This window comes from uncultured Ruegeria sp. (assembly GCF_947504215.1).
In the GTDB taxonomy this organism is placed as follows: Bacteria; Pseudomonadota; Alphaproteobacteria; order Rhodobacterales; family Rhodobacteraceae; genus Ruegeria.
Genome location: NZ_CANNGO010000012.1, coordinates 20,496 through 42,898, shown reverse-complemented (window position 1 = coordinate 42,898; position 22,403 = coordinate 20,496). Strand labels below are relative to the sequence as shown.

Below are 22,403 nucleotides of genomic sequence, written 5' to 3'. Positions count from 1 at the left end.
TCTGTTGAACCCTGCGGGTGTCTTTCACTGCTCAAGGTGGCTGTCCCAGATGGACGATCAGAACAAGAATCTCATCCTCGCAACCGCGCTCAGCTTCCTGGTGATCCTGGTTTGGTTTGTCCTGTTCCCGCCACCAGAGCCGGCACCAGTACCCGAGCAGTCCGAAATCACCGCTGCGCAAGGTGATGAGGTTCAAGCCCCAAGCGCGTCCGGCACAGGCACCGTGGGTGAGGCGACAGCTTCCGCCGAAGAAACGTTGCCAGAGGATCAAGCCCCCCGCGTGCAGATCGATACACCACGCCTGAAAGGCAGCCTGTCTTTGTCGGGTGGCCGCATTGATGAGCTGTTCCTGAAGGACTACAAGGTTTCGATCAAAGAAGGCGCTCCGATTGTCGAACTCCTGTCACCGGTCGGATCAGAATCCGCCTACTATGCGCTTTATGGTTGGGCGCCAGGTGCAGGTGTGATTGGCACGGATGTTCCCGGCCCAAATACCCTATGGGCGCTTGAACAGGGTGAAACGCTGGGCGTTGACGCCCCGATCACTCTGGTCTGGCGCAATGAAAACGGCCTGACGTTCCGCCGCACCATTTCGGTGGACGAGGATTATATGTTCTCTGTCACGCAATCGGTGGAAAACGCGACTGAGGCCGAGGTTGGCATGGCCCCCTACGGTATTCTGGCGCGTCACGGAATTGGCGAAGACGGGGACCTGCCCGGCTTGAAAAACTTCTTCATCCTGCATGAAGGCGTGATGGTCATGGCCGATGGCGTTCTGGATGAAATCGATTATGGCGACGTTCAGGATTTCGACATCGATCCAGTTGAACGCGCCCAAGCTGAGGTGTTTCAGGTCAAAGAAGGCGGCTGGGTTGGGTTTACCGATCATTATTGGATGACCACCCTAATCCCTGAGGAAGGTGCGACCTTCAAAGCTGCGGCAAAATACGATGCCCGTCGCAAGATTTATCAGACGGAAACGGTTCTACCGACCCTGAACGTTGCACCCGGCGCGACAGAGCAAGTGACGACGCGCCTGTTTGCAGGGGCGAAAGAATGGGAAACCATCCGCGAGTATGAGGCGGAAGGTGTGCAGAAGTTTATCGAGAGCATCGACTGGGGCTGGTTCTCTTTCCTGACGAAGCCGATTTTCTGGCTGCTGCACAACATCAACGCCCTGATCGGCAACATGGGTTGGTCTATCATCGGCCTGACCCTGATCATCAAGGCAATCCTGTTCCCGCTTGCCTTCAAATCCTATGTCTCGATGGCAAAGATGAAGGAATTGCAGCCACAGATGGAGGCCCTGAAAGAGGCCGCAGGTGACGACCGCCAGAAGATGCAGCAAGGCATGATGGAGCTGTATAAGAAGGAAAAGGTGAACCCTGCCGCAGGCTGTTTGCCGATCCTTATGCAGATCCCAATCTTCTTCTCATTGTATAAGGTGATCTTTGTCACGATCGAACTGCGTCAGGCCCCCTGGTTTGGTCCGTTCCAAGACCTCAGCGCTCCGGATCCAACCTCGATCATGAATTTCTTTGGCTGGCTGCCCTGGGCGGGACCACAGCCAGATACCATCATGGCCCTGATCTTCATTGGTATCCTACCCCTGCTGTTAGGCATCTCGATGTGGCTGCAGCAGAAACTGAACCCGGCCCCGACTGATGCGACGCAGGCGATGATCTTTGCCTGGATGCCATGGGTCTTCATGTTCATGCTGGGCGGATTTGCGAGTGGTCTGGTTGTGTACTGGATCGCCAACAACACGATCACCTTCACGCAGCAGTACCTGATCATGCGCAGTCAGGGGTATAAGCCGGACGTATTTGGCAACATCATATCCGGGTTCAAACGAACGCCAAAAACGGATGACAAATGACCGGATCGATCACCAGTCTGTGGCGACATCCGATCAAAAGCCACGGGCGCGAAAGCCTTGATCACGTAACCGTATCTCCCGGGCAGACACTGCCCGGGGATCGCGTTTGGGCCGTCGCGCACGAGGCGTCAAAAGCCGACGGCAGCAAATGGGTGCACTGTGCCAATTTCAGTCGCGGATCGAAGGCGCCAAATCTGATGGCAATTTCGGCTCGTCTTGAAGGCGACACTGTTACGCTCAGCCATCCTCAACAACCAGATTTGCGGTTTGCCCCGGATACTGAGCAGGATGCGTTTCTGAACTGGGTCAAGCCATTGATGCCCGCAGATCGCGCCGCATCGGCACGCATCATTCGTGTTCCAGGCCGCGGGATGACAGACAGCGATTTTCCGTCCATCAGCTTTTGCAACATGGCCTCGCACCGTGCAGTTGAGCAGAAGCTGGGCCGTGACCTGTCGATTTGCCGCTGGCGGGGGAACATCTGGTTTGATGGCCTGCCTCTATGGGAAGAATTTGACTGGCTGGGTAAGGACGTTCAGATCGGAGAGGCCGTGTTCCATGTGCGCGAACGCATAGTGCGCTGCCTTGCAACCACTGCCAATCCAGAGACCGGTGAGCGGGATGCCGACACGCTTGGCGCATTGAACAGCTGGGACCATCAGGATTTCGGCGTTTACGCCGTCGTGGTTCGGGGTGGCAACATCCGTGTCGGTGACAAGGTTCAGGTTCTATGACCGCACTTCCTTTTCCACTGGCCGAAGACCCCGACGCCTTTGCATTGGAACGCGGACGTAAATTGTTCGCTGGCCCGTCGGAGTTCGTCAAAGGTGTCGTCGCAATGGACGGCCTGCCAGCCCCTGACCGGCTTGAGGTTTGTTTCGCAGGTCGGTCAAACGTGGGAAAATCCAGCCTGATCAATGCGCTGACCGGCACCAAAGGTTTGGCGCGGGCCTCAAACACGCCGGGGCGTACGCAAGAGATCAACTTTTTCTCGCAGGGCCCAGAGCTGTATTTGGTCGACCTGCCGGGATATGGCTATGCCAATGCGCCGCTTAAGATTGTCGAGAAATGGCAGCGACTTCTGAAAAAATACCTGAGCGGACGACAAACCCTGCGTCGCGCCTTTGTTCTGATCGACGCGCGCCACGGGGTAAAACCGGTTGATGATGAGATCATGAAGCTCTTGGACACCAGCGCGGTTACTTTTCAGTGCGTTATGACCAAAGCGGATAAGGTTAATTTCAAGGATCGTGAAAAAGTGCTGGATCAGGTGCGCACCGCCTTGTCCAAACACCCGGCGGCCTACCCAGAAATCGTACTAACGTCATCTGAAAAGAATGACGGTGTTCCAACATTGCGCTCAATCATCGCGCATCTGGAATGAGGGCCATCGCGCGCCTCCTCAGTCTTGTGACGCTTCTTGCTTTGGTCGCGACCGGAACAATCCCGCAGGGTTGGATGCCAACGCAGGGTCAGGACGGCAAACTCCTGCTTGTCATATGCACCGGAGAAGGAGCGGTCGAGCAATGGGTCGATCTGGACCCAAGCGACCCAATGCATGATGAGACGGACCGCCGATCGGAGTGTTCGTTTGCAGGGCTGTTTGCGGATGTACATGTGCCAAATTCGGGCGCCCTGAAACACCTCGACTTTCCGGTACAACTGCGCTGGGCGCACGCAGAATTCACCCGCCGCAGCGCGGGTTTCCATGCGCGCTATGACGCGCGAGCGCCACCCCAAATCTCCTGAATTAAGGAAGTCTTGTTTGAACCTGCGCACCTCGTGCGCGGGGCAATTCCGCATCTGGAGATTGATATGGCAATGAACGGCCAAACTGTGGCTGAAAGCCCGGCGCAGAACAGTACTGCGCAAAAACTCTATTTTGCTGCCTGGAGGTGGCATTTCTACGCCGGGATATTTGTGATCCCATTCCTGACAATTCTCTCCGCAACCGGGTTGATGATGATGTTCATCACGCAAATTGACGGCCGTGATGGCGAAAAGATCAGCGTCGAAGTTCAGGGCATGGCCCTGTCCGCTTCTCAACAAGCCGAGGTCGCTCTGACCAAAGTGCCGGGATCGGTGGTTGAGTGGATTGGCCCAAAAGCAGACAATCTGGCCACTGTTTTCCGCATCGAAACGGAAGGCGGTCAGCGCCTTGTCGCCGTGGATCCCTATGCTGGTGAGGTGCTGGAAATATGGGATCGCAGGGCTGGCTGGTATGATCTTGCAGACAACGTTCACTCATCCCTCATGATCGGAACGACCGGAGACCGGATTCTCGAAATTGCTGCCGGGCTAAGCCTGGTTCTGGTTTTTACCGGCCTCTACCTTTGGTGGCCGCGTGGAAACGCAATGTCAGCGTTTGTGCCCAATCTCCGCGCCAAGGGACGCGCCCTGTGGAAGTCGCTTCACGCCGTCGTCGGGTTCTGGATGTCGGGGTTGCTGGTGGTCTTCTTAATCTCAGGCTTGTCCTGGGCTGGCGTCTGGGGCGGTATGTTCGTCCAGGCCTGGAGCAGTTTTCCAGCCGAGAAATGGGACAATGTCCCGTTGTCGGATGATCTGCATGCCAGCATGAACCACGGGCATCAGAATGACGTCCCGTGGGCGCTCGAGCAAACACCGATGCCCGCGTCCGGATCTGAGGCAGGTGTTGACGGGGTGCCCGAGGGTACGAATATCGATATCGACGCGCTCGTTTCGCTTGGAACCGCGCTCGACATGACGGGCCGTTTCCGCGTGGCTTACCCCAACGGTGACAGCGGGGTCTGGACACTGAACCGGGACAGCATGAGCAGCGATTCAACAGATCCGGTAAGTGACCGCACCGTTCACGTAGATCAGTACACCGGAAAGATCCTCGCAGATGTGCGATATGACGATTACTCGCTGATGGGCAAAAGTATGGCCCTGGGTATCCCGTTTCACATGGGTTTGATGGGCATGTGGAACTTTGTGCTCAACGTGGTGTTCTGCTTGTCGGTGATCTTCGTCTGCGTCTCAGGTGTTGTGATGTGGGTTAAACGTCGACCTCGAAGCGCCGGACGGTTGGCGGCCCCACCACTACCGGTGGAAATGCCGCTTTGGAAAGGTGCCGTTCTGATCGGACTGTTCACGGCAATGGCCTTCCCGTTGGTCGGCCTGACACTGCTTGGCGTTCTGGCCTTTGATCTGTTGATCCTGAACAATATTCCAGCAATGAAACGGGCATTAAGCTGATCTGGAACGGGCTGCGCTGAACAGGCGCGGCCCTACTTTGCAGCAATTGCTGCTATCTGGTCTTGGCAGCCCGATCTAAAGGCCCTAACAGGGTTGATCAGAGGACTGACAGCCATGAAGACAAGAGATATGAACCGGGATTGGATCGCAACTGCCGCCACACTAAACAGCGCACTGCCTTACCTGCAGCGCTATGACGGCGCCATTGTCGTCATCAAACTGGGTGGCCACGCAATGGGCAGTGACGAAGCCATGGAGAGCTTTGCCCGTGATGTGGTTCTGATGCGGCAGGTCGGTGTGAACCCTGTTGTCGTGCATGGTGGCGGGCCGATGATCAACTCGATGTTGGACAAGCTTGATATCCAGTCCGAGTTTGTAAATGGAAAACGTGTCACCGACAAAGCCACGGTCGAAGTTGTTGAGATGGTGCTTTCGGGTCTTGTTAACAAACGTATCGTTCAAGCCATCAACCGTCAGGGCGGCACCGCTGTCGGCCTTTCGGGTAAAGACGCCAATCTGATGAGCTGCGAACAAACGGATGCCTCTTTGGGGTTCGTAGGCACACCCGCGCAGATGGATCCAAAGGTTTTGCATGATCTGTTTTCACATGACGTGATCCCGGTCGTCGCACCGCTGGGTGCTGGCAATGACGGGGAAACATTCAACGTCAACGGCGACACAGCGGCGGGGGCAATCGCCTCGGCCTTGAAGGCAGACCGCCTTCTGCTTCTGACGGACGTCTCTGGCGTCAAAAACGCTGCCGGTGATGTGGTGACCGAACTGAAAGCCGGACAGATCCGCGAGATGACGAGTGAAGGAACAATTGCCGGAGGGATGATCCCGAAAACCGAAACCGCGCTGGATGCTTTGCACAGCGGCGTGCGCGCGGTTGTCATTCTGGACGGGCGTGCGCCGAATGCGGTATTGCTGGAATTGTTTACTGAACACGGCGCGGGGTCACTGATCCGGCCAGACTAAGCCGAAAACGCGCGGAGGGGGCATGGTAGAGCAGTCAAAGGCCGCCTTTGATCCAGATCCAGGTTCTTCCTACGCCCGGATCGAAGAGGCCGCCAACGAGGCTGGGCTGATGGTGATGGGCGCGCTGCACCCCCGCGCGACACAGGCCAGAAACCTCGAGTCTGGCACGTTGATTTTGCTCGGCGCAGCTGGAGCATTCTGGCCCGCGCTAAAGACGTCACCCGAATGGATGGATCAACGCCCGGATCCAGTTGACCGATGGTCTTTGCGGGTCATCGGAAACATGGCTCAGAATCTAGGTGCGCAGGCTCATTTTCCCTTTGGCGGACCACCATATGCCCCGTTCATCGACTGGGCGCTTAAGTCAGGGCGAACGTTCAGCAGCCCTGTCGGGGCGCTGGTGCATGACACAGTAGGAATGATGATCTCGTTTCGCGGCGCGCTTCACTTCTTATCTGAATTTGACCTACCAGACGCGTCGGAACCCTCACCCTGCACCACGTGCGACGCGCCTTGCACAACGACCTGCCCTGTGGGCGCGTTGAACGTCAAGAGTTTCTACAATGTCGACGCCTGCCACAATTACCTGAGCTCGGCAGCGGGCCAAATCTGCATGACAGGTGGATGTGCCGTGCGATTGGCCTGCCCTCTCAGTAAAAGCGCGGGCCGCCTTGCGGAACAGTCAGCCCACCACATGAAAGCGTTTCACCCGACATGAGCCTCACCTTGATCCTGACACGCCATGCAAAATCAAGTTGGGATGACCCGCTGCAATCAGACCATGACCGTCCTTTGAACAAACGCGGGCGCAAATCGGCACCTGCCATTGGTGCTTGGTTGACAAGAAATAGCTGGCTCCCTGATGAGATTATCAGTTCTACCGCTGCCCGCACGCGCGAGACGTTTGACAGGATGGGGCTGCAGCCCAACTCAATTGGCTTCACGCGCCGTTTGTATCACGCCGGGCCCCATGACATGCTAAGCGTCCTGAAGGGCGCCACAGGGCACTGTGTGTTGATGCTGGGGCACAATCCTGGGATCGCGGCATTTGCAAATCAGATTGTTCGACAAGCTCCGAACCACACACGGTTCCACGATTATCCAACCTGTGCGACGACCGTTATCCGCTTTGGTGTTGCCAATTGGGCAGATGTCCAATGGCACAGCGGTGAGGTTTTGGGCTTTGTCATTCCGCGAGAACTGCTGGAATAGAAAAAGGCGGGGACCTGCCCCGCCTTCTTACATTGATATTGAACTGGATCAGTGCCCCAGAATCTGGCTGAGGAACAGCTTGGTCCGCTCGCTTTTGGGGTTGTTGAAGAACTCTTCGGGTTCGTTCTGTTCCACGATTTGACCGGCATCCATAAAGATCACGCGGTTGGCGACCTGACGGGCAAAGCCCATCTCGTGGGTCACGCACAGCATGGTCATACCTTCTTCGGCCAGCTCGATCATGGTGTCGAGCACCTCTTTGATCATCTCCGGGTCCAGCGCCGATGTCGGTTCATCGAACAACATGATCCGCGGCATCATGCACAGGCTTCGGGCAATCGCCACACGCTGCTGCTGACCACCCGAAAGCTGACCGGGATACTTGTCGGCCTGTTCGGGAATTTTCACCTTTTCCAGGAAGTGCATGGCGCGCTCTTCGGCCTCTTTCTTGGGCGTCTTGCGCACCCAGATCGGGGCCAGCGTGCAGTTCTCTAGAATGGTCAGGTGCGGGAACAGGTTGAAGTGCTGGAACACCATGCCGACCTCAGACCGGATTTTGTCGATATTCTTGAGGTCATTCGACAGCTCGATCCCATCTACAACGATAGAACCCTGCTGGTGTTCTTCCAACGCGTTCAGGCAGCGGATCAGGGTTGACTTCCCTGACCCCGACGGGCCCGCGATCACGATCCGCTCGCCTTGATTGACGGTCAGATTGATGTCGCGCAGCACGTGGAAAGATCCGTACCACTTGTTCATACCGTTGATGTCGATGGCGATCTCATCGCTCACCTGCATTTTCGAGCGGTCGATTTCACGTTCAATTGCAAGTTCAGACATGTGTTGAACTCCTTAATGATGATCAGTGGCAAGACGACGTTCGAGCCACTGCGAATATTGTGAGATGCCGTAGCACACGACAAAGAACAGGAGCGAGGCAAAGCCCAGCAGCTCCCAGTAAACGCCATTCCATTCGGTCGAAGCCAGGATCGGTCCACGAATCATGCCCAACAGGTCGAACATCGAGATGACCGAGACCAGCACGGTATCCTTGAACAGACCCACTGCGACATTCACGATACCAGGGATCGAGATCTTCAGTGCCTGCGGCAAGATGATCAGCCGCATAGCCTGAGGGTAGTCGAGACCCAGACTGTCCGCTGCTTCGTACTGCCCGCGCGGCAAGGCTGCCAGACCGCCGCGGATCACCTCGGCAATATAAGCGGCCGAGAACATGGTGATCATGATCACGACGCGCAGGAACAGGTCGACCGTGCTGTCAGGTGGGAAGAAATACGCCAGCATCACCGAAGCCACAAACAGCAGCGTGATCAAAGGCACGCCACGAATGAATTCGATGAAGATGACACAGACCCACTTGATAAGCGGCATGTTCGACTGACGTCCCAATGCAAGCGCGATACCCAAAGGCACAGAGAGCGACACGCAGGTCACACCCAGCATCATGTTCAGCATGAAGCCACCCAGATCACGGCTGGGCACGGGTGAAAGCCACGCATTTTCTGATGCGCTTTCAGGGATCAATGCGCCGCCGATGTTCCAGATCACCAATGCAACAACGATGGCCCCAAAGAACCCCGCAGCAAAGCTGTTCTTGCCAAATTTCTGGAAGACACCGCCTGCAACCACACATCCGATCAGTGCAACCAGCGGTACCAGGATGCTGCCACCCCAGATCAGCCAGAACGCGATGAACGGGTAGACAGCTGTGAACAACAGCAATTTGCGCGGCAGGTCAAAGAACAGAACCGGAGCAAACGCAACCAGCATAAGGATAAAGGCCAGGTTTGGACGCCAATAGGCATCGACGGGGTATTTGAAGCCATAAATCAGCTGCGGCCAGCGTTCGGCAAGAACTGCGAAACACGCACCGGTTTTACCCGCCAATATCTCGCGACACTCTGCCAACGAATTCGCATTCCAGACCCCATTAAAGATCCAAGGCAACGTGTTTTTTAACAGCAGATAGATCAGGATCAGCGACAGAACCGTCAGGATCGTGTTCGCCACGCCTGAAAACAGGTTCTCACGCAGCCACTTGACCACGCCCGTTTCGCGGGCAGGAGGGGGTGACTCCGGGATGTTCCCGTCAGCCACAAACGCGATCGGATTGTTTGTTTGATCAGCCATGGCTCAGCGCTCCTTCAGCTTAACGGAAGCGTTGTAGAAGTTCATCACCGTCGAAATCAGCAGCGAAGCCGTGAGATAGAACAACATCAGCAACAAAACACATTCGATCGCGCGACCGGTTTGGTTCAGCGTGATGCCACCCAGCGTCGCAGTGATATCCGCATATCCCACGGCAATCGCCAGCGACGAGTTTTTGGTGATGTTCAGATACTGAGAAATCAATGGTGGAATGATCACACGCAGCGCCTGTGGCAGCACCACAAGGTTCATGATCCGGCCCTGACGCAACCCCAGAGCGGCCGCGGCCTCGGTCTGACCCTTCGAGATGGCCTGAATGCCGGCGCGCACGTTTTCTGCGATAAACGCACCAGTATAGATCGACAGTGCAAACCACAGCGCGATCAGCGGGCCACCTACATTGATGCCGCCGCTGAAGTTGAACCTTTTGAGTTCCGGGATGTTCCAGGTCAGGCCCATCACAAGCATCAGCAGTGCAAACGGCACCAGCCATACACCCAGTTTCAAAAGCAGCGTCTTGGGCCGTTCACCGGTCTCTTCCTGCTTCTTTGTTGCGCGTTTTTCGATTTCGCGCGTGGCGAACCAGGACCCAATCAGAAACGCAATAACCAGCAACCAGTTTAGTGCTGTTGAGCTGAACAGCCCATTCGCGAACTCCGGCCGCGGTATATATGCACCCCGGTTGGTGAACGCAAAAGCGTCGAACAGCATGCTGGATGACGGGTTTTCGCCACGAAAAGCGCTTGGTGCAGGTAGAACGGCCGTCATGATCGTAAAGATGATGATGATCCAGATCAGCACCGGAATGTTCCGGAAGATCTCGACGTAGACCGCCATAAGTTTCGACACGAGCCAGTTGTTGGAAAGCCTCAACACACCGGCGGCGACACCAAAGATGGTCGCGGTGATACAGGCAAGAAACGCGACAAGCAGCGTGTTCAGCAGACCGACCAGAGCCGCACGTGCGTGCGAGGATTGGCTGTCGTATTCGACCAGTCGCTGGTTGATGTCGTACCCGGCAGAGTCGCCGAGGAATGAATAGGAAATATTGAGCCCTGCGGCTCTCAAATTCTGGATCAGGTTGTTGCCTAGATACCAGATACAAAGCGCAATAACGATGGCCGCGATCACCTGAAATGTTAGTGAGCGATAGCGGGTATCGTTTATGAGCATCGACAGCCGAAATTCAGATTTCGGCGGGTCAGTCATAGTCGACATATTTTGGGATCCCCGTAGCTTGCGGGCTACTTATTCTGGCGGGGTTTTCCCCGCTCTACATCTGCCCGCAGCAGTTTATTGTGGAAGAGGGCGCGGGTTGCCCCGCGCCCTCTTCCGTTTATGTCTTAGCGGAACGGCGGTGAGTACAGCAGACCGCCATCGGTCCACTGTGCGTTCAGACCGCGTGCCAGACCGATCGGAGTTTCTTCCCCGATGTTTTTGGCAAATACTTCACCATAGTTACCACCCGCTTTAACAGCGCGTGCCGCCCAATCAGCGTCCAGGCCCAGCATCTCGCCCAGGGTACCTTCGGTGCCCAGCAGACGGTTGACTTCCGGGTTGTCGGTGCCAGCGCTCAGCTCATCGATATTCGCCGAAGTGACGCCCAGCTCTTCGGCTGAGATCATGGCGTTCAGAGTCCAGCGGACAACATCGCCCCACTCGTGATCGCCGTGACGGACCAGTGGGCCCAGCGGCTCTTTCGAGATGATTTCAGGCAGCAGCACGTGCTCATCCGGGCTTTCGAACGTGGCACGGGTTGCGGCCAGACCCGAAGCGTCAGTGGTGTATACGTCACACGCACCGGCTAGGTACTGCTGCTGTGCTTCAGCGTTGGTTTCGATCGGAACCGGCTCGTAGCTGATGTTGTTGGCACGGAAGAAATCGGCCAGGTTCAGCTCGGTAGTGGTGCCGGTCTGGATGCAGACGCGGGCGCCGTCCAGTTCCTTGGCCGAGCTTACGCCCAGTGCCTTGGGAACCATGAAGCCCTGACCGTCATAGTAGTTAACACCAACGAATTCGAACTTCAGGTCGACGTCGCGGCTGAAGGTCCAGGTTGTGTTACGAGCCAGCATGTCGATCTCGCCTGACGCCAGCGCGGTAAAGCGTGTCTTACCGGTGGTCGGAACAAATTCAACAGCGTTCGCGTCACCCAGAACGGCCGCAGCAACCGCGCGGCAGACGGATACGTCAAAACCTTGCCATTCGCCATTTGCGTCAGGCGCTGCAAAGCCGACCAGACCTGTGGTCACACCACAGTTCAGTGTACCGCGCGCCTTAACGTCGTCGACGGTTCCTGCCACGGCTGCACCAGCGGCCAGACCGGCAACTGTTGCCGCGCCCAAGATTACGGATTTTTTCATTTTTACCTCTTCCTGATTTTCCGCCCCTGATTGAGGCGGCTCTGTCCGGCAAGTGGATGCCAGAAAGGTTACCCCAAAGGTGTCTCCCCTTTAGTGGGCATGAGTTTGGTCGCATTCATAAACAAACGTCAAGGGTTGGATCAGTGAAAACGATGGGTCGAGCCCAATGGATTTGCTCATGCGGCCAATTTTTTGGTCAGAAAGGATCAAACCGATATGTCGAAGAAGTTCTTGGCATGCAAAAACGCGGTTTTCTTGGTTTCGGCAACGGCATGGGCTTCGTCATCATGGCCCCATTGTTCGATCTGCCAAAGCTCATCGAGCCTTGAAATGCGCCAAATCTCGTCCGGCGCGCGCCAATCCATCGCCGCCGCAAACCCGAGAATCAATGACCCGGACAGGCTAACAAGATCGTGGAATGCAGCCAGCTGAAACTCATCCAATGCGTGAACACGCTGTCGCAGAATTGCCAGCGCGTCATCTGATTGTGATTGATGCAGAACTCCGGACACAGGCTCCAACCGAGCGGAAAAGGTTTCAGCCGCCCAATCCAGCGCCGGGTCCCATTCGGCAGATTGCTTGTTCTGCAATTCCTGGGGATGCGTTGCCCGATAGCAGAGCAGATCGGTATCGCCATAGTCGGCCAACATCTCAGCAACCTCGTGATGCTGAATGCGCACCTTGTCGATCGCCGCGTTGGCGGTGCGGGTGAACGGCATCAGGGTTGGGTCCACAACCTCGTCCTGCGCCTCCCATTCGGCGGCGACAGCCTCGGCCATGGCGCGGGTCGGCAGGATCAATGTTTCTCTGGCCGGTGTTTTGACCCGGCGGCCATCCAGTTCAACCGTATGGCCACCTTCGGCTTCTACAACTGCGCTTTCTGTCCAAAAGCGTTTCGGTTTCCACTCGCTCATGAGTTCAAGTCCAGACATTGGCCAGCGCGGCGGGCAACTGGTCGAAGGTTTCAATCACACAGGCTGCAGCGGTCAGGGCAGAATTGTCGTGATAGCCCCAGGACACACCTATGCCGGTCACCCCAGCAGCAGCCGCCATATCCATGTCAAAGCTGGTGTCGCCGATCATCGCCGCATTCGCCTCTGACACACCTGTTTCCGCCAGTGCCGTCTGCACCATCGACGGGTGTGGCTTTGACGGATGGTGATCTGCAACTTGCCGGGTCACAAAGTACTGCTCCAACCCATGCGCCTCGATCAACGCATCCAATCCGCGCTGAGATTTCCCGGTAGCAACACCCAGAAGGATCTCGGGGGTTTCGTGCAGCGTTTCAATAGCCTCTCTGGCGCCGGGATAAAGCGGAGAGCTGGCGGCGCCAAGTTCCTTACGATGGGCATAATAAGCCTGTTTGTAACCCTCGACCAATACCTCCTGAACCGAAGTCGACTGATCCGGCGCCAAACACGCCATCGCGTGTGGAAGTGACAATCCAACAATCGACAGAATCGCTTCACGATCCGGTGCAGCGACGGAAGCAGCCTGAAAGCTGGCCGTCATTGCGTGGACGATGCTGCCCTGGCTGTCGACCAACGTGCCATCCACATCAAACAGAACCAACCGCAAGGGTGCGCTCATTGCAGCGCCTCAAACGGGTCGTCGGCCGCCATATCCTCGGTCCAGCCAAACGTGTCCCAGCTGTGTTTCATATGATCGGGTAGCGGCGCAGTCACTGTGATCGACTTGCGCGTCGTCGGATGCTGAAAGGACAAGCGCTGCGCATGCAGATGCAGCTTTTTACTGATGATCCCGCCCAGCTGAGCACCCCAACCGTCGCCCATGTTTTCCTGACCCGAGCCACCATATTTTCCGTCCCCAATGATCGGGTGTCCAATGGCAGCCATGTGCGCGCGCAACTGGTGCGTCCGGCCTGTAATCGGCTCCATCGCCACCCAAGCCGCGCGACCAGCCACGCGATACAGTGTGGCGTACAGTGTATGGGCGCGTTTCGCGCCAGGCGTGTCGTTAAGGTCGCTCAGATGAACCGGTATCATCTTTTCGCCTTCGCCCTGTTTGCCGTGACCGGGAGCTTTGACCAGACCTGTCTTGATCTCCCCCAGATAGGGGGTCGGCACACCGGCCACCAAGGCCCAGTAGATCTTGCGCGTGTCACGGTGCCGGAAGGCGGCTGTCAAACCTTTGGCGGCTTCGCGGGTGCGGGCCATCAACAAGACCCCGGACGTGTCCTTGTCCAAACGATGCACAAGGCGCGGGTTTTCGTCATAGCCAAACCGCAAAGCCTCGGACAAGCTGTCAACATGGCGGGTTTGACCACTGCCGCCTTGAACCGGCAAACCCTGAGGCTTGTTCAACGCCAAGACGTGATCGTCTCGGTAGATGACACAAGACTGAATCATCTTGGCATCCGCCTCAGAAACCCGCCGTTTCACTTCAACAGGCTTGTGATCCGCATCCGGCAAGGGTGGAACCCGCACAACCTGTCCGGCCTCTAGCCGGGTCGAAGCCTTGGCCCGACCGCCATCTACGCGCAGTTCACCCTTACGGCACATCTTTTCGATGCGACCCTGGCTGACATGCGGGAACAGGCGGCGCAGCCACCGATCCACGCGTTGATCGCCATCACCTTCTGCGACCGTAATCATCTGCACGCCACTCATGCCATTGCCCCTTGCACCGTGCGGCTGCCCCGCTCGGACTGTCCCGATGTCAGTGTCTTTGAAAACATGCGCGTCTGTCGCGCGCAAAGCCAAAAGAGTCAAGGACAAGCGCCGTCAGATTATCATCTCAGATGTTGGAAAAGTCGCCGCCTCGCCCTGCCCCATCGCGGAACCTGCCAGCACCTGCCGTGCCCTCGCGCCGGATCGCCTCTAACCCATTGCTCCATTCAACCTTGAGGGCGTCGCGTACCGGCAGACCACGGGTTTCGATGATCGAGCGGCGGTCTGCCCGAACTGCCGCTTGCGGAAATCTGGCAATCTCGTTGGCCATCGCTTCGGCCGCGATGCGCGCTTCGCCATGCGGCACCACTTTCTCCGCAAGTCCAATCTGATAACACTCATCTGCCTCGACCTTGCGTCCGGTCAAGGCAATCTCAAGTGCTTTGCCTTGCCCCACCAGGCGCGGCAGCCGTACTGTGCCGCCATCCATCAGGGTAATCCCCCAACGACGGCAATACACGCCCATGAAAGCCGTTTCCGCCATCACTCGAATATCACACCACAAGGCCAGCTCCATCCCACCGGCAACTGCCGCACCTTCAATCGCGCCGATAACGGGTTTCGACAGCTCCAATCGAGAGGGACCCATCGGCCCAAGCGCGGACGGCGCGGCACCAATCGGAAAGTCGCGCGTTCTGAAATACGCCTCACGTGCCTCGGGGTCCGACAGCGTCGCGGCGAGTTTCAAATCCCAACCTGAGCAGAAATTGCCGCCTTTGCCCCAAAACACAGCCACCTTGGCAGAACTCTGTTCGAAATCCAGAAAGGCATCCGTCAGAGCTTTTGCATGTTCTGTATCAACGGCGTTTCTGACTTCGGATCGATCATGAAGGATCGTCCAAACATCTTCCGCCTTATCTATCGAAACGGCCATAAGCGCTCCTCCCTAAAACGCGGTGACCTTGTGGGAAAAAGCTAACCCACTCGGCCACAAATTACGTTTCAAGATAAGACCAACAGGCTGAAGTTAACTAGCTGTTTCGTTGCGTGCGCAGCTTGGCAAAATAATCCAGCCGCTTCTTCAACTCGCGCTCAAATCCACGCTCGACCGGTTGGTACAACACGGGCCGCTTCATGGTTTCGGGGAAATAGTTCTGTCCAGAAAACCCATCTTCAGCTTCATGGTCATAGGCGTAACCTGCCCCATATCCCTGATCTTTCATCAGCGATGTCGGCGCGTTCAGTATGTGTTTGGGAGGCGGTTCGCTGCCCGACTGCTTGGCCAATTTCATCGCGGCTTTGTAGCCGACATACGCCCCATTGGATTTGGGCGCCAGCGCAAGATAGACCAATGCCTGCGCCAGTGCCAATTCCCCCTCGGGCGAGCCGAGGCGTTCGTATGTCTCCCACGACTGAAGGCAAATCGCTTGGGCCTGAGGATCGGCAAGCCCGATATCTTCAACCGCCATACGGGTGATCCTGCGGGCCAGAAACCGAGGGTCCTCGCCCCCCGTCAGCATGCGCGCGAACCAGTAAAGCGCTGCGTCCGGGTCCGAGCCGCGTACCGATTTATGCAACGCCGAGATCAGATTGTAATGTTCATCTCCCGATTTGTCGTATTTGGCTACACGCCGCATCAGCCTTGTGGACAGCGCGTCAGGGTCCAATGGAGTTTCGACATTCCACGCCGCAACTTGTTCGATCAAGTTCAGCAGGGCCCGCCCATCCCCATCGGCCATTTCCTGCAGCGCGTCGCGTGCGGCTGGTGTCAGAGGCAAAGCATGATCCAGCTCTTTTTCCGCGCGCTGGGTCAAGCGTTCCAAGTCTGCAAGGTTGAGACGTTCGAGAACAAGAACCTGTGATCGGCTCAGAACCGCCGCGTTCAGTTCGAATGAGGGGTTTTCTGTCGTTGCCCCCACCAGAAGGATGGTGCCATCCTCCATATGGGGCAAAAACCCGTCCTGCTGCGCCTTGTTGAAACGGTGAATTTCATCAACGAATAACAAGGTGCCCTGCCCGTTCTGGCGCCGGATCTTCGCAGCCTCGAACACTTTTTTCAGATCAGGTATGCCTGTGAAAATCGCACTGATCTGGACAAAATGCAGATCGGTTTCCTTTGCAAGCAACCTTGCAATCGTGGTTTTCCCGACGCCCGGCGGCCCCCAGAAAATCAGACTGGACAAGCTGCCCGAGGCGAGCATGACACCCAGTGGCGCATCGGGACCCAGAACCTGTTCCTGACCGATTACCTCGGTCAGCGTTTGTGGCCGCAGCCGGTCGGCCAGAGGGCGATGGGGCGCTGGCACGGCGTCGGTCTCCCCGGTGTCGAACAGGTCGCTCACGATCTACAGCCGGAACCGCAGGGAAACGGCACGCCCCCCGCGCTGGATAGTCATCTGCACTCTGCGACCTGGATCGGTCAACGCCGCTTCGACGTCGCCAGGATGTTCCATTTCATCACCATTGATATCGTCCAGAACGTCACCCGCGCGCAATCCGGCACGCCCCCCATAGGGTCCTGGATCGACCACGACGACGCCAGTTTGGGACAGCAGCAACCCCAGACGAGAAATCACTGCCGGGTTGATCCGCGAGACTTTCAAATCAGGCAAAACGGTGCGTTCGCTCAGGGTTGCCTCATCAGCTGCTGGTGTCTCCGGGGCTTTGATCAGTGCGACTTCGACATCGGCGACCTGCTCTCCGCGCAACCGTGTCAGGACCGACCTGCCGCCGACTCCGGCCACAGACATGCGGAATTTCATCTCGGCGGGCGAGTTCACTTCATCCCCATCCACATGCGTCACGACATCCCCGACCTGAAGACCAGCCTCGGCCAATGGGCTTAGCTCATGTAGATCAGAGATCACGACGCCTTGCGGAATGACCAGACCCAGCGACTCGGCGATATCAGCGCTCATATGTTGACCGGCCATACCAGCCCAAGGGCTGACAAAACGGTCGTTGCCTGCTTGCGCCTGCCGCAAGAACTCGGCCACCAGATTGGCGGGAATGGCAAAACCGATCCCGTTCGATCCGCCCGATCGTGTTAGGATCGAGGTGTTGATCCCGATTAGGTCCCCGTTCACGTCGATCAGCGCCCCACCAGAGTTACCTGGGTTGATCGCCGCATCAGTCTGGATGAAGTAGCCGCGCGCGTTGCCGGTTGCGGTACCCGTTCGCGCCAGCCCGGAAATAATGCCGGATGAGACTGTTTGGCCCACCCCAAACGGGTTACCTATGGCAAGCGCCAGCTCACCCACTTCGACCTGATCTGAATCGCGCAGTTTTAGGTAAGGAAGGCCGTCTGCCTCCTCCAAGCGGAGTATGGCAATGTCGCTTTCCTCGTTCCCCAGCACGACTTTGGCCGAGAACTCCCGCCGGTCGGTTGTAACAACGCGAATTTCGGTCGCCATGCCCACGACATGATAGTTGGATACGACATAGCCATCACCGGACAAGATCACGCCGGATCCTAGCGAATTCTGAACACGCGGCTGCGGCGCACCAAACCCTCGGCCAAAGAAATCTTGGAAAAACGGATCGGAAAACAGAGTGTTTGCACGACCCTGTCGAACGATCTTGGCATAGATGTTCACAACCGCCGGCGCGGCTTGTTTGACAACCGGCGCAAATCCAAGACCGATCTCTGCCTGGCTTTGAGGAACCCGCGTATCTGCGTACGCCGCAAACGCGCTTACCACCAACGCAAGGGAACATATGATCTTTCGCACCGTCGACCCTCCGAAAATCTTGCTCAATGGATATGCGGGGCGATTGGCTTGAATGCAAGCCGCTTGGTCCTTGGAGCCCCCGAGAGGACACATATGCGTCGTGCCAAAAAAACAACCGTGCAGTTGAATTGGGCTGATCTTCTTTGGTGTGAAGAAGATTGGCTGCGCAAAAGAAAACCCCCGCGTCAGGGACGCAGGGGTTTCACCTCGGGTATGCGCGAGGTTTATTCTTCGTCTGCGGCCTCTTCAGCAGCAACACGGGCCTTGTCGGCCGCGCCTTTGGCGTCCAGATCACGGTCAACGAATTCGATGATCGCCATCGGGGCCATGTCGCCATAGCGGAAACCAGCTTTCAGGATGCGGACATAACCGCCCTGACGCTCGGCGTAGCGGGGGCCCAGAACTTCGAACAGCTTTGCGACGTATTGGTCTTCTTTCAGCTGCGATGCGGCCTGACGGCGGGCGTGCAGGTCGCCGCGCTTGCCAAGGGTGATCAGTTTTTCAACGATCGGGCGCAGTTCTTTTGCCTTGGGCAAAGTTGTCTTGATCTGCTCATGTTCGATGAGCGAGCCAGCCATGTTCGCAAACAGAGCCTTACGATGCTCATGAGTACGGTTCAGGCGGCGGTAACCACGTGCGTGACGCATTTTCTAGTTCCTTCTTAAGCTTTTGCTTTGTCTGGCCGACGATGCGTGTCACCGGCTCTCCTTGGGGCGGAAGTGCCCGTTTTGTCCCCGGCAGCCCGGGCATTGGGGAAGACGCGCTTAAAACGCGTCTTCGAATTTCTTCGCCAGATCTTCGATGTTGTCAGGCGGCCAATCCTCGACATCCATGCCGAGGTGCAGACCCATGCCGGACAGCACTTCCTTGATCTCGTTCAACGACTTGCGGCCGAAGTTCGGGGTGCGCAGCATCTCGGCTTCGGTTTTCTGGATCAGGTCGCCGATGTAAACGATGTTGTCGTTCTTCAGGCAGTTTGCCGAACGGACCGACAGTTCCAACTCGTCTACTTTCTTCAGCAGCAGCGGGTTGAACTCCAGACCGTCGTCTTCGTCCTGGCGGCCAGCCGATTCCGGCTCGTCGAAGTTGACAAAGATCGACAGCTGATCCTGCAGGATGCGTGCAGCAAAGGCCAGTGCGTCCTCAGGTGTGATCGAACCGTCGGTTTCGATCTTCAGGGTCAGCTTGTCATAGTCCAGAACCTGACCTTCACGGGTCGGCTGAACGTCATAGGCAACCTTTTTGACCGGCGAATAGATCGCGTCGATCGGGATCAGGCCGATGGGTGCGTCTTCTGGCTTGTTCTTCTCAGCCGAGACGTAACCCTTACCGGTGTTGACGGTCAGTTCCATGAACAAGTCGGCGCCATCGTCCAGGTGGCAGATGACGTGGTCACGGTTTAGAACCTCGATACCGGCGCTTTCGCTGATGTCACCGGCGGTAACAACGGCGGGGCCTTTGGCATTGATCGACAGGCGCTTGGGGCCTTCGACTTCCATACGCAGGGCAACCTGCTTGAGGTTTAGGATGATGTCGGTAACGTCTTCGCGAACGCCGGCAACCGAGGAGAACTCGTGCAGGACGTTGTCGATCTGAACGCTGGTGATGGCCGCGCCTTGCAGCGAGCTCATCAAAACGCGGCGCAGGGCGTTGCCCAAAGTCAGACCAAATCCACGCTCCAGTGGCTCGGCGACCAGAGTCGCCTGACGTGCGGGATCATTGCCCGGCTTGCCATCCAGCTGGGTCGGCTTGATCAATTCTGCCCAATTCTTATGGATCATGTAATCCCTCCATTCCTGTCTGCGCCCCATGACCAATCAGGTGCAGACGCCCGAGGTTTCAAAACGGCGAACCGGGGCCGTGCAAAAACACAGCCCCAGCTCAGTAATAATATCGCTTAGACGCGGCGACGCTTCGGTGGGCGGCAGCCATTGTGAGCAATCGGCGTCACGTCACGGATCGACGTGATGTTGAAGCCCACGGCAGCCAGCGCACGCAGGGCCGATTCACGACCCGAACCGGGGCCCTGAACTTCGACTTCCAGCGTCTTGACGCCGTGATCCTGTGCTTTCTTGCCTGCGTCTTCTGCAGCCATCTGAGCAGCATACGGAGTAGATTTCCGCGACCCTTTGAACCCCATGGTCCCAGCCGACGACCATGCAATGGCGTTGCCCTGCACGTCCGAGATCAGGATCTTGGTGTTGTTGAAGGTCGAATTCACATGGGCGACGCCCGATGCGATATTCTTGCGCTCTTTTTTCTTGGTACGAGTCTTTTCGCGTGCCATCGGTCAGACCCTCCTTATTTCTTCTTGCCAGCAATGGCCTTTGCGGGGCCTTTGCGGGTACGAGCGTTGGTGTGGGTGCGCTGACCGCGAACGGGCAGGTTACGACGATGGCGCAGACCGCGATAGCAGCCCAGATCCATCAGACGCTTGACGTTCATCTGAACTTCACGACGCAGGTCACCTTCGACGGTGAAGTTTGCGTCGATGTGCTCGCGGATGGCCAGAACTTCGGCGTCGGACAGCTCATTAACGCGACGGTGCGCTTCAATGCCCACGGCTTCGCAGATTGCCTGCGCGGATGTGTTGCCGATACCGGTGATATATGTGAGGGCGATTGGAACCCGCTTTGCAGTCGGGATGTTTACGCCGGCAATACGTGCCACGTGTCACTTTCCTTTTTTGTTGCGGTTCCGTAGCTCCAGAACCTTTTTTCACAACATAAGCCCGAAGCGTTAAGCGACGGGCCGCAGCTGATTCAGGTAGCGATTCGAGGCGGACTAAGTCCGGACCAAAGAATCGTTTCTCCATTGAGATAGCGCTGGTTAGGTGTAAACGCCATAGCCGTCAAGAGGAAGTACTCAGATTATGCGTAACAAGTCCTCTCACCGTCTGTTTTAGCCCGAGAACCAACGCATTCCGCCGCACACCAACGGCGAAATTCTTACTGCTCATCCTTTGTCGGAGGTAAATGATAGAGCACGAACAACAGGAAGAACGGCGCGAATTGAACTCTGAAAGCAAGCGCACCCAGCGCACTCAATATAGGTAGCAGCCAAACGATCGCAATCACGATGGGCTCCCGTCGCTGCGCGCGCCCAGAAAACAGGTTACGGTCGCGCTCGAACCACATCGCCGCTGCAAATTGCAACATCACCAGGTCATAAACAAAGCTGTAGGGCAGAAGCAGCAAAGTACCCAATACGAGCCAGAGAATCCAGCGGCTCAGGCTTTGGCTTCGGCCGGGCCAGCGCAAGATGAGCAGAACTGCGCAAATCAACGCAAACGCAATATGAAACAAATAGGATTGGCCGACGCCAAAATCCAAAAGACGCCCTTGCATGAATGGGCTGGGCATCATCCATTGGACAGGTCCCTCCCAGGTTTCAATGACGTGGACCTGCCCCTTTGACGTCACGGCCAGAAACAGCCGCCACACCTCGAAACCATAGAAGAAAGCGGTAAGCGCAATTGCACCAGCCAGAAAAACCGCACCCCATACAATCACCCTCAACCGGCGCTGGCCAACCAGCATCGGCAGAACACAAAGACCCAGGTGCGGTTTTATGGCGACCATAGCCCAGGTCAGGCCAGCGGCGACGTTTCGGTTCTTTAGCTTCAACGCAACCGCAATCATCATCAGAGATGATATAAAAAAACCGTTTTGACCCGCAAATATGTTCCAGACGCCGGCAGGAGAGAGACACACAAACACCCCCCAAAACCATTTGAGACCACATATGCGAGCGGCCACAAAGACGAGGCCCATTCCAGACAGTGTCCAGATCAAGTAAGCAGGGAAATAAGGAAAGAGCGCAAGAAACTGCGAAACCGGCCACAGCAGCGGGGGGTAGGACCATCCATGCACGGGGTAGTCCGCCCCATGTAATTTCTTAATCTCCACCCAATAATTCTCAGGTTGGAACAAGATACCCCAGCGACCTTCCGAAATGAGCATGCCGCCAGTATGGGTGTTCAGAAAATCCCGGCCGACCACATAATCTCCAAAGTCATAGCCGTTTTGTATTGTTGCAAAATACAGGACCAAAACAGCTAAGCAGAGCAGGCTGATCATGATGAAGAAAAGGTACTTGTTCCACCGAACCATATCAAATATCGCCCGAAATGTATTCTGAAAGAAAGATTTTGGACCGCAGCTCGAAATACGATAAATTGCAATAACTGAACCGGCCTGCCGGATGCGGCGCTCAGGCGGACCGT

General features: G+C 56.7%; 23 protein-coding genes. 8 read left to right on the top strand and 15 right to left on the bottom strand.

Annotated features, from left to right (window positions below):
• The first annotated feature begins 49 nt into the window (after positions 1-49).
• The 8 genes from yidC to Q1B21_RS17860 all read left to right on the top strand — a co-directional run bounded on the left by yidC (position 50) and on the right by Q1B21_RS17860 (position 7,288).
• Entirely contained in the window at positions 50-1,879 is a 1,830-nt protein-coding gene (gene yidC, locus Q1B21_RS17895; RefSeq protein ID WP_299891642.1) for a membrane protein insertase YidC, read from the top strand.
• On the top strand, positions 1,876-2,613 hold the full coding sequence (locus tag Q1B21_RS17890) for an MOSC N-terminal beta barrel domain-containing protein (protein ID WP_299891639.1): 738 nt from the start codon (positions 1,876-1,878) through the stop codon (positions 2,611-2,613). The genes yidC and Q1B21_RS17890 overlap by 4 nt, the downstream gene beginning before the upstream one ends.
• Entirely contained in the window at positions 2,610-3,263 is a 654-nt protein-coding gene (gene yihA / locus Q1B21_RS17885; protein WP_298937857.1) for a ribosome biogenesis GTP-binding protein YihA/YsxC, read from the top strand. The genes Q1B21_RS17890 and yihA overlap by 4 nt, the downstream gene beginning before the upstream one ends.
• Positions 3,260-3,628, top strand: coding sequence for a DUF2946 domain-containing protein (locus tag Q1B21_RS17880; RefSeq protein ID WP_299891635.1), 369 nt, complete (start codon positions 3,260-3,262; stop codon positions 3,626-3,628). The genes yihA and Q1B21_RS17880 overlap by 4 nt, the downstream gene beginning before the upstream one ends.
• Positions 3,629-3,694: 66 nt before the next feature.
• Positions 3,695-5,098: a PepSY domain-containing protein gene (locus tag Q1B21_RS17875; protein ID WP_299891632.1), complete on the top strand. Its 1,404-nt coding sequence runs from the start codon at positions 3,695-3,697 to the stop codon at positions 5,096-5,098.
• A 114-nt stretch (positions 5,099-5,212) separates the two neighbouring features.
• Positions 5,213-6,076, top strand: a complete 864-nt coding sequence (gene argB, locus Q1B21_RS17870; protein WP_298937855.1) for an acetylglutamate kinase — start codon at positions 5,213-5,215, stop codon at positions 6,074-6,076.
• Between the two features lie 22 nt (positions 6,077-6,098).
• Positions 6,099-6,794 (top strand): ferredoxin, encoded by a 696-nt coding sequence (locus Q1B21_RS17865; protein ID WP_299891629.1) that lies wholly within the window; start codon positions 6,099-6,101, stop codon positions 6,792-6,794.
• The gene (locus Q1B21_RS17860) at positions 6,791-7,288 is read left to right on the top strand and encodes a histidine phosphatase family protein (protein ID WP_299891626.1); all 498 of its coding nucleotides are present in this window, start codon (positions 6,791-6,793) and stop codon (positions 7,286-7,288) included. Before Q1B21_RS17865 ends, Q1B21_RS17860 begins: the two co-directional genes overlap by 4 nt.
• Before the next feature lie 48 nt (positions 7,289-7,336).
• On the opposite strand, the gene Q1B21_RS17855 is transcribed toward Q1B21_RS17860, so the two are convergent.
• The 15 genes from Q1B21_RS17855 to Q1B21_RS17785 form a co-directional block, all read right to left on the bottom strand.
• Positions 7,337-8,128 (bottom strand): amino acid ABC transporter ATP-binding protein, encoded by a 792-nt coding sequence (locus Q1B21_RS17855; RefSeq protein ID WP_298937852.1) that lies wholly within the window; start codon positions 8,126-8,128, stop codon positions 7,337-7,339.
• Positions 8,129-8,140: 12 nt separating this feature from the next.
• Complete coding sequence (locus Q1B21_RS17850) at positions 8,141-9,439, bottom strand: amino acid ABC transporter permease (protein WP_299891622.1); 1,299 nt, start codon at positions 9,437-9,439, stop codon at positions 8,141-8,143.
• 3 nt (positions 9,440-9,442) lie between these two features.
• The gene (locus tag Q1B21_RS17845; protein WP_298937850.1) at positions 9,443-10,675 is read right to left on the bottom strand and encodes an ABC transporter permease subunit; all 1,233 of its coding nucleotides are present in this window, start codon (positions 10,673-10,675) and stop codon (positions 9,443-9,445) included.
• Between the two features lie 125 nt (positions 10,676-10,800).
• The gene (locus tag Q1B21_RS17840; RefSeq protein ID WP_298937849.1) at positions 10,801-11,817 is read right to left on the bottom strand and encodes an amino acid ABC transporter substrate-binding protein; all 1,017 of its coding nucleotides are present in this window, start codon (positions 11,815-11,817) and stop codon (positions 10,801-10,803) included.
• 206 nt (positions 11,818-12,023) lie between these two features.
• Complete coding sequence (locus tag Q1B21_RS17835) at positions 12,024-12,731, bottom strand: ATP12 family chaperone protein (RefSeq protein WP_299891618.1); 708 nt, start codon at positions 12,729-12,731, stop codon at positions 12,024-12,026.
• 4 nt (positions 12,732-12,735) lie between these two features.
• The gene (locus Q1B21_RS17830; RefSeq protein ID WP_299891615.1) at positions 12,736-13,407 is read right to left on the bottom strand and encodes an HAD-IA family hydrolase; all 672 of its coding nucleotides are present in this window, start codon (positions 13,405-13,407) and stop codon (positions 12,736-12,738) included.
• The gene (locus Q1B21_RS17825; protein ID WP_299891613.1) at positions 13,404-14,447 is read right to left on the bottom strand and encodes an RluA family pseudouridine synthase; all 1,044 of its coding nucleotides are present in this window, start codon (positions 14,445-14,447) and stop codon (positions 13,404-13,406) included. The genes Q1B21_RS17830 and Q1B21_RS17825 overlap by 4 nt, the downstream gene beginning before the upstream one ends.
• 127 nt (positions 14,448-14,574) lie before the next feature.
• Complete coding sequence (locus tag Q1B21_RS17820) at positions 14,575-15,381, bottom strand: crotonase/enoyl-CoA hydratase family protein (RefSeq protein WP_299077827.1); 807 nt, start codon at positions 15,379-15,381, stop codon at positions 14,575-14,577.
• A 97-nt stretch (positions 15,382-15,478) separates the two neighbouring features.
• Complete coding sequence (locus Q1B21_RS17815; protein ID WP_299891609.1) at positions 15,479-16,789, bottom strand: replication-associated recombination protein A; 1,311 nt, start codon at positions 16,787-16,789, stop codon at positions 15,479-15,481.
• 3 nt (positions 16,790-16,792) lie between these two features.
• Positions 16,793-18,178, bottom strand: coding sequence for a trypsin-like peptidase domain-containing protein (locus Q1B21_RS17810; RefSeq protein ID WP_299891607.1), 1,386 nt, complete (start codon positions 18,176-18,178; stop codon positions 16,793-16,795).
• Between the two features lie 224 nt (positions 18,179-18,402).
• On the bottom strand, positions 18,403-18,825 hold the full coding sequence (gene rplQ / locus Q1B21_RS17805) for a 50S ribosomal protein L17 (RefSeq protein ID WP_298937843.1): 423 nt from the start codon (positions 18,823-18,825) through the stop codon (positions 18,403-18,405).
• A gap of 117 nt (positions 18,826-18,942) precedes the next feature.
• A complete protein-coding gene (locus Q1B21_RS17800) occupies positions 18,943-19,959 on the bottom strand; it encodes a DNA-directed RNA polymerase subunit alpha (protein WP_170403678.1) in 1,017 nt (338 codons plus the stop codon).
• A 116-nt stretch (positions 19,960-20,075) separates the two neighbouring features.
• Complete coding sequence (rpsK, locus tag Q1B21_RS17795) at positions 20,076-20,465, bottom strand: 30S ribosomal protein S11 (RefSeq protein ID WP_037311698.1); 390 nt, start codon at positions 20,463-20,465, stop codon at positions 20,076-20,078.
• 14 nt (positions 20,466-20,479) lie between these two features.
• Entirely contained in the window at positions 20,480-20,848 is a 369-nt protein-coding gene (gene rpsM, locus Q1B21_RS17790) for a 30S ribosomal protein S13 (RefSeq protein ID WP_074736181.1), read from the bottom strand.
• A gap of 278 nt (positions 20,849-21,126) precedes the next feature.
• The gene (locus Q1B21_RS17785) at positions 21,127-22,290 is read right to left on the bottom strand and encodes a glycosyltransferase family 87 protein (protein ID WP_299891603.1); all 1,164 of its coding nucleotides are present in this window, start codon (positions 22,288-22,290) and stop codon (positions 21,127-21,129) included.
• Positions 22,291-22,403 lie beyond the last annotated feature (113 nt).

Bases quoted from the DNA above. Each gene is read 5' to 3' on its own strand.
- Q1B21_RS17825 (WP_299891613.1), bottom strand. From the start codon at position 14,447: ATGAGTGGCGTGCAGATGATTACGGTCGCAGAAGGTGATGGCGATCAA.
- yihA (WP_298937857.1), top strand. From the start codon at position 2,610: ATGACCGCACTTCCTTTTCCACTGGCCGAAGACCCCGACGCCTTTGCA.
- Q1B21_RS17855 (WP_298937852.1), bottom strand. From the start codon at position 8,128: ATGTCTGAACTTGCAATTGAACGTGAAATCGACCGCTCGAAAATGCAG.
- Q1B21_RS17840 (WP_298937849.1), bottom strand. From the start codon at position 11,817: ATGAAAAAATCCGTAATCTTGGGCGCGGCAACAGTTGCCGGTCTGGCC.
- Q1B21_RS17835 (WP_299891618.1), bottom strand. From the start codon at position 12,731: ATGAGCGAGTGGAAACCGAAACGCTTTTGGACAGAAAGCGCAGTTGTA.
- Q1B21_RS17860 (WP_299891626.1), top strand. From the start codon at position 6,791: ATGAGCCTCACCTTGATCCTGACACGCCATGCAAAATCAAGTTGGGAT.
- rpsK (WP_037311698.1), bottom strand. From the start codon at position 20,465: ATGGCACGCGAAAAGACTCGTACCAAGAAAAAAGAGCGCAAGAATATC.
- Q1B21_RS17865 (WP_299891629.1), top strand. From the start codon at position 6,099: ATGGTAGAGCAGTCAAAGGCCGCCTTTGATCCAGATCCAGGTTCTTCC.
- Q1B21_RS17890 (WP_299891639.1), top strand. From the start codon at position 1,876: ATGACCGGATCGATCACCAGTCTGTGGCGACATCCGATCAAAAGCCAC.
- Q1B21_RS17845 (WP_298937850.1), bottom strand. From the start codon at position 10,675: ATGTCGACTATGACTGACCCGCCGAAATCTGAATTTCGGCTGTCGATG.
- argB (WP_298937855.1), top strand. From the start codon at position 5,213: ATGAAGACAAGAGATATGAACCGGGATTGGATCGCAACTGCCGCCACA.
- yidC (WP_299891642.1), top strand. From the start codon at position 50: ATGGACGATCAGAACAAGAATCTCATCCTCGCAACCGCGCTCAGCTTC.
- rplQ (WP_298937843.1), bottom strand. From the start codon at position 18,825: ATGCGTCACGCACGTGGTTACCGCCGCCTGAACCGTACTCATGAGCAT.
- Q1B21_RS17800 (WP_170403678.1), bottom strand. From the start codon at position 19,959: ATGATCCATAAGAATTGGGCAGAATTGATCAAGCCGACCCAGCTGGAT.
- Q1B21_RS17830 (WP_299891615.1), bottom strand. From the start codon at position 13,407: ATGAGCGCACCCTTGCGGTTGGTTCTGTTTGATGTGGATGGCACGTTG.
- Q1B21_RS17820 (WP_299077827.1), bottom strand. From the start codon at position 15,381: ATGGCCGTTTCGATAGATAAGGCGGAAGATGTTTGGACGATCCTTCAT.
- Q1B21_RS17875 (WP_299891632.1), top strand. From the start codon at position 3,695: ATGGCAATGAACGGCCAAACTGTGGCTGAAAGCCCGGCGCAGAACAGT.
- Q1B21_RS17850 (WP_299891622.1), bottom strand. From the start codon at position 9,439: ATGGCTGATCAAACAAACAATCCGATCGCGTTTGTGGCTGACGGGAAC.
- Q1B21_RS17880 (WP_299891635.1), top strand. From the start codon at position 3,260: ATGAGGGCCATCGCGCGCCTCCTCAGTCTTGTGACGCTTCTTGCTTTG.
- Q1B21_RS17785 (WP_299891603.1), bottom strand. From the start codon at position 22,290: ATGGTTCGGTGGAACAAGTACCTTTTCTTCATCATGATCAGCCTGCTC.